At 74.1% G+C, this 5,800-nt stretch carries 6 protein-coding genes; 5 read left to right on the top strand and 1 reads right to left on the bottom strand.

Annotated features, from left to right (window positions below; all coding sequences use genetic code 11):
• Positions 1–124: 124 nt before the first annotated feature.
• Entirely contained in the window at positions 125–475 is a 351-nt protein-coding gene (locus E2C05_RS34895) for a sulfurtransferase TusA family protein (protein ID WP_133222919.1), read from the bottom strand.
• Between E2C05_RS34895 and E2C05_RS27930 the strand changes: the two genes are divergently transcribed.
• From E2C05_RS27930 to E2C05_RS27910, 5 genes are all read left to right on the top strand, one after another.
• On the top strand, positions 474–956 hold the full coding sequence (locus E2C05_RS27930; protein WP_133222918.1) for a MucR family transcriptional regulator: 483 nt from the start codon (positions 474–476) through the stop codon (positions 954–956). The two genes, E2C05_RS34895 and E2C05_RS27930, sit on opposite strands and share 2 nt — an antisense overlap.
• 292 nt (positions 957–1,248) lie before the next feature.
• Positions 1,249–1,767: a Fur family transcriptional regulator gene (locus E2C05_RS27925; RefSeq protein ID WP_133222920.1), complete on the top strand. Its 519-nt coding sequence runs from the start codon at positions 1,249–1,251 to the stop codon at positions 1,765–1,767.
• Positions 1,764–2,603, top strand: a complete 840-nt coding sequence (locus tag E2C05_RS27920) for a GNAT family N-acetyltransferase (RefSeq protein WP_133222917.1) — start codon at positions 1,764–1,766, stop codon at positions 2,601–2,603. Before E2C05_RS27925 ends, E2C05_RS27920 begins: the two co-directional genes overlap by 4 nt.
• Before the next feature lie 814 nt (positions 2,604–3,417).
• On the top strand, positions 3,418–5,160 hold the full coding sequence (locus E2C05_RS27915; protein WP_133222916.1) for a di-heme-cytochrome C peroxidase: 1,743 nt from the start codon (positions 3,418–3,420) through the stop codon (positions 5,158–5,160).
• Between the two features lie 91 nt (positions 5,161–5,251).
• Positions 5,252–5,731: a DUF1772 domain-containing protein gene (locus E2C05_RS27910; protein ID WP_133222915.1), complete on the top strand. Its 480-nt coding sequence runs from the start codon at positions 5,252–5,254 to the stop codon at positions 5,729–5,731.
• The last annotated feature ends 69 nt before the right edge of the window (positions 5,732–5,800 follow it).

The following is a 5,800-nucleotide window of genomic DNA, read 5'->3' as shown; positions in this document are numbered from 1 at the left end:
CCGCGGACCGCCGCGCGCCCGGGCGCGCCGGGCCGCCGCGCCGCGCCATCCGCAGGGCAGTCCGCGCCGTCCCGGCCGGGCCGGAAAGCCTTGCCGGCCAGGGACTTGCGTCGTGTCGCCCGGCTCAGCCGCCCTTGCGCAGCAGCAGCAGCGTGGTGCCGTCCGGCTCCTCCCGCTGGGCCAGGACCGTATGGCCCTGCTCCGTGGCGGTACGCGGGATGTTGCGGCGCGGCTCCTCCCCCCGCAGGCGCAACAGCAGCGTCTGTCCCGGCGACATGCGATCCAGGGAGAGACGCGTGCGCACGAATGTCATCGGACAAGTCTCGGCGGTGATGTCGAGACTGCGATCACCACTCAGTTCTTGATTGCAAACAGAGTTCAACGGATCATGCTCCGCGAATCGACGGTGCGCATTGCGAAACGGCTGCGCATGGCAGTATAGCTTGGCAACCGAACACGGGAAGACGCGCCTCATGGCTGAAGAATCGCCCCCCGCCGACCTTTTGGGACTGACGGCCGAAATCGTCTCGGCGCATGTCTCCAACAACCCGGTGTCGCTCGCGGACCTGCCGAACCTGATCCAGGATGTCTACCGCACGCTGTCGACCGTCGGGCAGCCGGCGGCCAAGCCGCAGCCGGAACGGCCGCAGCCTGCCGTGCCGGTGAAGAAGTCGATCACCCCGGAATACCTGATCTGCCTGGAGGACGGGAAGAAGCTGAAGATGCTGAAGCGGCATCTCCAGACCTCCTACAACATGACGCCCGAGCAGTACCGCGAGCGCTGGGGCCTGACGCCGGACTACCCGATGGTGGCGCCGAACTACGCCAAGCACCGCTCGTCCCTCGCCAAGAAGATCGGCCTCGGCACCAAGCCGCGTGGCCGCCCGGCGCGCGGCGGCCGGCGGGAAGCCGCCGTGGCGGCCGCGGTCGCGGCGCCGCCGACCAAGGTCGGCTGACCTTCGCCCTGCCGGGGCGGGCCGCCGCTCCGCCATGGCCGCGGCCCGGCCTTGGCGCTATGGTCGGGGCGAAGGTCCAGGCGGGGAAGGGGTTTCGGGTCGGTCGGACGGGGTGGTTGCCGCGCCGGGCATGTCGGGCCATCGGCCCGCGCACTTGGCGCCGGCCAGGCGACGCCCGTCGGGGCGAGGCCATCCCGGACGCCGCGCGCCGCAGCCACCCCGGCGGGCCGCCATGAATTGCCGGGGCCGGGACATGCTGGCCGCCGACCAGGAAGGGCCGCAGCCGAGCCGCATGGACACGCCCGCATCCGTGACCCGAGAGGAGGCCGACCGCGAGGGCATCTCCCGCATCGAGAGGCTGTGCATCGAGCGCGGCCTGAAGATGACCGGGCAGCGCCGCCTGATCGCCCGCGTGCTGTCGGAAAGCGCCGACCACCCGGATGTCGAGGAGCTCTACCGCCGCGCCCATGCCCGCGACAGCCACATCTCCATCGCCACGGTCTACCGCACCGTGCGGCTGCTGGAGGAGAAGGGCATCCTGGAGCGGCATGATTTCGGCGGCGGCCGCGCCCGCTACGAACCGACCGAGCACGGCCCGCACCACCACCTGATCGACGTGGACACCGGCAAGGTGATCGAGTTCGCCGACGACCGTCACGAGGCGCTGGCGCGCGAGATCGCCGCCCGGCTGGGCTTCGAGCTGGTGGACCACCGGCTGGAATTGTTCGGCCGCCGCTTCCCCGAGCCGAAGCCGGAGGCCGGGCCGCCGCGCCGTGGCGCCCGCGGCCGCACGGGGCGGGAGGGCGCATGACCAGCCTGCTGGCGGTGCCCGCCGCGGCCGCGGGCGGGGCCCGCTTCCCGGAGATCCGCGCCGGCAATCTCGGCGTCCGCTTGGCGGAGACCGAGGCGGAAGTGGATGCCTCCCTCGCGCTGCGCTTCCGCGTCTTCTACGGGGAGATGGGGGCGCGGCCGGATGCCGCGACGCTGGCGAGCGGCCGCGACCGCGACGAGTTCGACGCCGTCGCCGACCACCTGCTGGTGGTCGACCACGACCTGGGGGAGGGCCCGGAATCGGTCGTCGGCACCTACCGGCTGATCCGCCGGCCGGCGGCGGCGCTGGCCGGGCGGTTCTACTCGGCGGCGGAATACGACATCGGCCGCCTGCTCGCCGCGCCGGGGGAGGTGCTGGAGCTCGGCCGGTCCTGCGTCGATGCCAACCATCGCACGCGCGGCACGCTGCAGCTGCTGTGGCGCGGCATCGCCGCCTATGTCTTCCTGCACCGCATCGACCTGATGTTCGGCTGCGCCAGCCTGCCGGGCACCGATCTCGACGCGCTGGCGCCGGTGCTGACCTATCTGCACGCGCATCACCTGGCGCCGGAGGCGATCCGGCCGCGCGCCTTGCCCGAGCGCTACGTGGCGATGGACCGGCTGGATCCCGCCGCGCTCGACCTGCGGGCCGTGGCCAATGACCTGCCGCCGCTGGTCAAGGGCTATCTCCGGCTCGGCGGCTTCGTCGGCGACGGCGCCGTGCTGGACCACCAGTTCAACACCACCGATGTCTGCGTGGTGGTGAAGACCGACCTGGTGACCGACAAATACGCGAAGCACTACGAGCGGAAATTCGCCGCCGGCACGCCGGACTGATCGCCCGGGCGCCGGAGCCTGCCGCATTCGCCAAAGACCGGATCGCGGAGCCGCGGCCGGGTCCGAGCGCAGGCGGCCATGGCCGGGCAGCATGGCCGGGCCGGCGGTCGCGCAAGGTCGCCAGCGGCCTGGACACGCCCCTCGGGGCACGACCGCCCCGGCGTGCGACGTAGCGCTCGAGCGGATCCCGATCAGGTGGACTCACCTGATCGGGTGAAGAGGCTGGTAAACTCAAAGGATCAGGGCGGTTGCCCTGCGCCATGGCGAACGGAAGCCGCCCTGGGCCGGGCTTGAGATCCTCCTTGCCACGCTGGCCGGGGGCGCGTTCCGCTCCCCCCAGCTCGACCTTGCCTTCTCCGTGCCGCTTGCGGGCAAGGCGGGCGACGCGTTCTCCTCGGCTGCGTCGCCACCCTGGCTGCCCCGCCGCCGCCCGGGATGAAGGCGGGCCGGGCGGGGTCCTGAGGCGCGGGGCACCGGGCGGCCGGCCCGCATCCCGCCTGCGGACCAAGACCGATCGGGCCCGGGTCTCCCGGATGGCGGGCCGGCAGCTTGGCGGCACGGCCGGCCCGGCCGGCATGGCGGCATGCGGCACCGTCCCGCCCCATGGCCCGCGGCCCGGCGCAACCCGCCATCCGCGCCGCGGCGGGCGGCGCCTCCGCCCGCGGCGACGATGCGGGACGCCGCGCCGCGGCTGAATGCGGCGGTATTAAATGTTCGGAACGATTTCCATTGCTGCCCGGTGCGCGCCGGGCCTAGCGTGGCCGGAAGGCGGCGATGCCGGGCCCGCTGGATCCGCTCCTCCGGGGAGACATCGATGCGACGACCCATGCTCGGGCTCGGCCTGGCGCTGGCGCTGGCCGGCTGCGCGACCGAGCCCATGCCCGACGTGAATGCCGGCCCGGCCGGGCCGCTGGGCCAGGGCCCGTTCTGGACCACCGAGACGCGGGCCGCCTTCTACACCCAGGACCAGGGCTCCCGGCTCATGCCCGCCGCCTGGCTGGCGGCGCTGAGGCAGCCGGACGGCACGCCCTTCCTGGCGGACCGGCTGGCGCGCTACGGCTACCTGCCGAACCTGGAGGATCCGACCACCCTGCTCCCGGCCGGCTTCACCAGCACCCGCGCCGACGGGCAGCAGGTGGTCGGCATGACCTGCGCCGCCTGCCACACGCGGGAGATCGCGCTGGGCGGCCAGACCCTGCGCATCGATGGCGGCCCGGCCTTCGCGGATTTCGGCGCGCTGCTCGCCGGCCTCGACACCGCCGTCCGGCCGCTCACCACCACCCCGGCCGCCTTCCGCAGCTTCGCCGCGGCGGTGCTGGGGCCGCAGGCGACCGCGGCCGACCGCACCCGGCTGGCGGCCGATGTCCGGCGCTGGTACCGGCGCTTCAACACCATCGTCTCCCGCTCCCTCCCGCCCGAGCCCTGGGGGCCGGGGCGGCTCGATGCGGTGGCGATGATCTTCAACCGGCTGACCGGCCTCGACCTCGCCAGCACGCGGGACGGGATGATCGTCGAGAACATCCGGGTCGCCGATGCGCCGGCCCGCTATCCCTTCCTGTGGAACGCGCCGCGGCAGGACAAGACGCAGTGGCCCGGCTTCGCCGACAACGGCAACGACTTCCTCGCCATGGCCCGCAACCTCGGCCAGGTCATCGGCGTGTTCGGCGAATTCCACCCGGTGGTGGACAAGCGGGTGCCCTTGCTGGGGGTGAACTACGTCGGCCAGAACTCGGCCAATTTCGAGGGGCTGCAGAAGCTCGAGGAGCTGATCCAGCGGATCGGCCCGCCGCGCTGGCCGCTGCCGGTGGACCGGGCGCTGGCGGCGCAGGGGGCGGCGATCTTCGCGCGGCCGGAAGCCGCGGGCGGCTGCGGCACCTGCCATGCGGAGCGGATCCGCGAAGCCTATGGCAACCAGCTATGGATCACGCCGATCCAGGATGTCGGCACCGATTCGCGGGAAGTGAAGCTGCTGTCGCGCACCGCGCGGTCCGGCGTGCTGACCGGCCAGACGGTGTTCAACATCGGCCCGCTGGCGGCGGAGGAGCCGGCGGTGCGGCTGCTCGGCGCCGCGGTCGTCGGGTCCATCGTGCAGGCGCCCTTCGCCGCCGACCTGAGCGGCCGCGGCCGGCTGGCGCCGGTGGAACGGCGCGAGCCCTATGCGCAGGCGCGCGACGACGTCGCCGCCAAGGGGGAGACGCTGCGCGGCGCGCTGCCCGAACGGCCGCCGACCGAGGCGGCGCCGGAGACCTTCGCCTATGAATCGCGGGTGATGCGCGGCATCTGGGCGGCCGCGCCCTATCTGCACAACGGCTCCGTCCCGACGCTCGAGGACCTGCTGAAGCCGGCGGCCGAGCGGCCGGCGGAATTCGCGGTGGGCCCGGCCTATGACGCGGCGGCGGTGGGGCTGGCGCGGACCCAGCCCGGCAGCGGCTTCCTGCTGCGCACCACCGGTTGCGAGGCGCGGAATTCGGGCAACAGCCGCTGCGGCCATGAATTCGGCACCACGCTGTCGCCGGCCGAGAAGCGGGCGCTGCTGGAATACCTCAAGACGCTCTGACCGCGCGGCGGGGCGGCCCAGGGCTGCGGCCCAGGGCCGCGGACCGGGGCGCCGGCCAGGAACCGGGCGGCGCGCCCGGGCTTCCGGGAGGATGCGCGCCACACGCATCCTCGGCGGCTGCGCCGTCCTGCTCACCGCCCTCGCCCTGGTGCCGGCGGGGGCGCATCTGCTGGCCCTGCCGAACAAGCTGGCCATGGGGCGGGACGCCTATCTCGCCGCCCAGGGGGCGTATGCCGGCTGGGCCTGGGCGGGGGCGTTCCCGATCGCGGCGATCCTCGCCTGCCTCGGCCTCGCGCTGCGGCAGCGGCGCCCGCCGGAGACGCCCCGGCCGGCGCTGCTGGCGGCGCTGCTGCTGGCGGCGGGGCTGGCGGTGTTCTTCGCCTGGACCTTCCCGGCCAACCTCGCCACGCGCAACTGGACCACGCTGCCGGAGGGCTGGGAGGCGCTGCGCGCGCAATGGGAATGGTCGCATGCGGCGAATGCCGTGCTGACCCTGGGCGCGCTGGTGGCCGCGATCCGCGCCGCCCTCGGCCCGCCGGACCGGCCGGGTGCACGGGGCCGGCTGGCGTGACCCGCGCCCCTGGCCACCGCCGGGCGGCACGGGCGGCGCGACGGCCTAAGCGGATCGCGGGGCGGCGCG

This window comes from Paracraurococcus ruber (assembly GCF_004353985.1).
In the GTDB taxonomy this organism is placed as follows: Bacteria; Pseudomonadota; Alphaproteobacteria; order Acetobacterales; family Acetobacteraceae; genus Paracraurococcus; species Paracraurococcus ruber.
The sequence above is the reverse complement of the archived record's forward strand: the minus strand, read 5'-3'. Positions and strand labels throughout refer to the sequence as shown.